General features: G+C 66.1%; 2 protein-coding genes and 1 pseudogene. 2 read left to right on the top strand and 1 reads right to left on the bottom strand.

Annotated elements, in window-relative coordinates; translation table 11 throughout:
• Positions 1-124: 124 nt before the first annotated feature.
• Both ACFFNA_RS41045 and ACFFNA_RS41040 read left to right on the top strand, forming a co-directional pair.
• Positions 125-631 (top strand): GNAT family N-acetyltransferase, encoded by a 507-nt coding sequence (locus ACFFNA_RS41045; protein WP_378926204.1) that lies wholly within the window; start codon positions 125-127, stop codon positions 629-631.
• Between the two features lie 196 nt (positions 632-827).
• On the top strand, positions 828-1,361 hold the full coding sequence (locus ACFFNA_RS41040) for a hypothetical protein (RefSeq protein WP_378926202.1): 534 nt from the start codon (positions 828-830) through the stop codon (positions 1,359-1,361).
• Between the two features lie 322 nt (positions 1,362-1,683).
• Here ACFFNA_RS41040 and ACFFNA_RS41035 read toward each other — a convergent pair.
• Positions 1,684-1,975 (bottom strand): annotated as a pseudogene (locus ACFFNA_RS41035) (hypothetical protein); the annotation flags it as partial.

The raw sequence follows: 1,975 nt of genomic DNA, 5'->3' as shown, positions 1-1,975 counted from the left end.
AACCGTCATCCGCGTGTCCCCGGAAGCCTATGACGCTTTCATGCAGGCGATCTCAGCCCCTGCCGCCGCCCCCCCGCCGAAGGCGGCGGAGCGGCTGCGTCGGTTCCCGCCCTGGGATCGCTAGGTGGCGCTTTCAGGCATCGAACTCCTCGACGACGCGCACCGCCTCGAAAGCTTCGATTGCGGCAAGCCGGCGCTTAACGCTTGGCTGGCCGGCTTCGCGCGAACGAACCAGGCCCGCGGGTTTACCCGCGTTCTGATCGTTCACGACGAGGGAACAGTCGTCGGCTATTACGGCCTTGCGCCGGGCGTGATCCAGCCAAACAGCGCACCGCGCGCCATCCGCACCGGACGCCCGCCCGATCCGATCCCCTGCCTGCTGATCGGCCAACTCGCCGTCGATCATCGCTATGCCGGACAAGGCATCGGCAGCGGCCTGGTCAAGGACGCGCTTCGTCGCTGGGTCGCCGGCGCCGAAATCGTCGCCGGCCGCGCGGTGGTGGTGCGGGCGATCGACGCCGAGGCCGAGGGCTACTGGCAGAGCTGGGGTTTTGTCCCGTCGCGAGACAACCCGTCTATCCTGATGCGCTCGATTCAGGACGTGAGCCTCTGGCTGGCCGAAGGCAGCTAGTCCACGCGCGTAGCGCCTCCGGCAGCGGCAGGGCCTAGGCGCGCCGGCCTGCGGCCGGCCGGGCTCTAGTCGCGGCGTCCGCCCCTCCCCGCGCCGGCTTCGCCGTCTCGGCCTTCGGGTGACGATCCCTCGCGCAGGGCCAGTGGGAGAGGGCGGCCGGCGCGGGGGCGGGACGCTGGAGAGAAGGGAAGTCACGATGTCGATGATATTCATAGGTGGATCAAGCGAGATATTCGAGCTGCCGGAACCTGCCATCACTCGCATCGGCGCAATCGTTGCTGCCGAGCACGGCGTGCTGATTGGCGACGCGTCGGGAGCCGATGCCGAGGCGCAGGGCCTGCTCGCGGGCTACAAGTACGAGCATGTCGGCGTCTTCCATGCCGGCAAGGAACCCCAAAACAATCTGGGCGACTGGGCCGCCTACCATGTTCCTTCTCCTGACGAAGCCACAGGATACTGGGTCCACGCCGCCAAAGACCGGGAGATGGCGCGGCGCGCTGACTTTGGCATGATGGTCTGGAACGGCGCATCACCCGGCACGGCCGTCAACGTGCTTCGGCTCGCCTTGGCGAACAAGCCGTGCGTCATTTATGATCTGGCCAGGGGCAGCATGGCGACCACGTACAATGTGGAAGACTGGTGCGCCATGCTCCGCCATGCTGGTCCGGACGTCCGCCGGCAGGTGGAAGCCCGCATGACGCCAGAGGAGCGTCTGGCGTTGCCAGGATGATGTACGCGCGGTCCACCGGCTGTCCGGCAGGCTCGATCCGATATGCTTGACCCCGCCCCTGCGCCCCCACCTCCGCTGTATGAACGGCCGGCGCCGGCCCCAATTCGAAGCCGGCCCACACGCGCACGGCGGGGCGTCTGTCGAGGGTGATCATCTTGACCCCGTCTCGCATCTGAAAGCGGGGGCAAGCGTGCCGAACATCCTGTCTTGGACGGTCATCCAACTTGGCTTCGAGGCACCGCCTATCGAGGGCGTGAAATTCGTTGCCAGCCGGCTCCGATCTCGAAACCGCTCTGCCGCCATACCGAAGACGCAAGGCGGTTCACGCGCCATGCTGCTGTTCGAGGTATTGACGACGCATGCGACATGACCCGGGAGGTGCGCGGCAAGCATCCCGACGATCCGGCAGCGTTGCGTCGGCGGTCAAGCGATGGCGGCCTGGGTTCTTGTCCATCTGCCGCATCCGGGGCCATTCCCGTTTCATGTCGCCTTTGTAGACGACCGCCTGCTTTGTGCGGTCAACCCCCGTTGGGGGTACACTCGGCGAATATTCAGGAAAATTCGATTTCGGTTTTTTGTCTGCGGGCAGGCGAAGGGCCTGCCCGCTATTTTTC

It is taken from the genome of Mesorhizobium kowhaii (assembly GCF_042431665.1).
Lineage (GTDB): Bacteria > Pseudomonadota > Alphaproteobacteria > Rhizobiales > Rhizobiaceae > Mesorhizobium > Mesorhizobium kowhaii.
The sequence above is the reverse complement of the archived record's forward strand: the minus strand, read 5'-3'. Positions and strand labels throughout refer to the sequence as shown.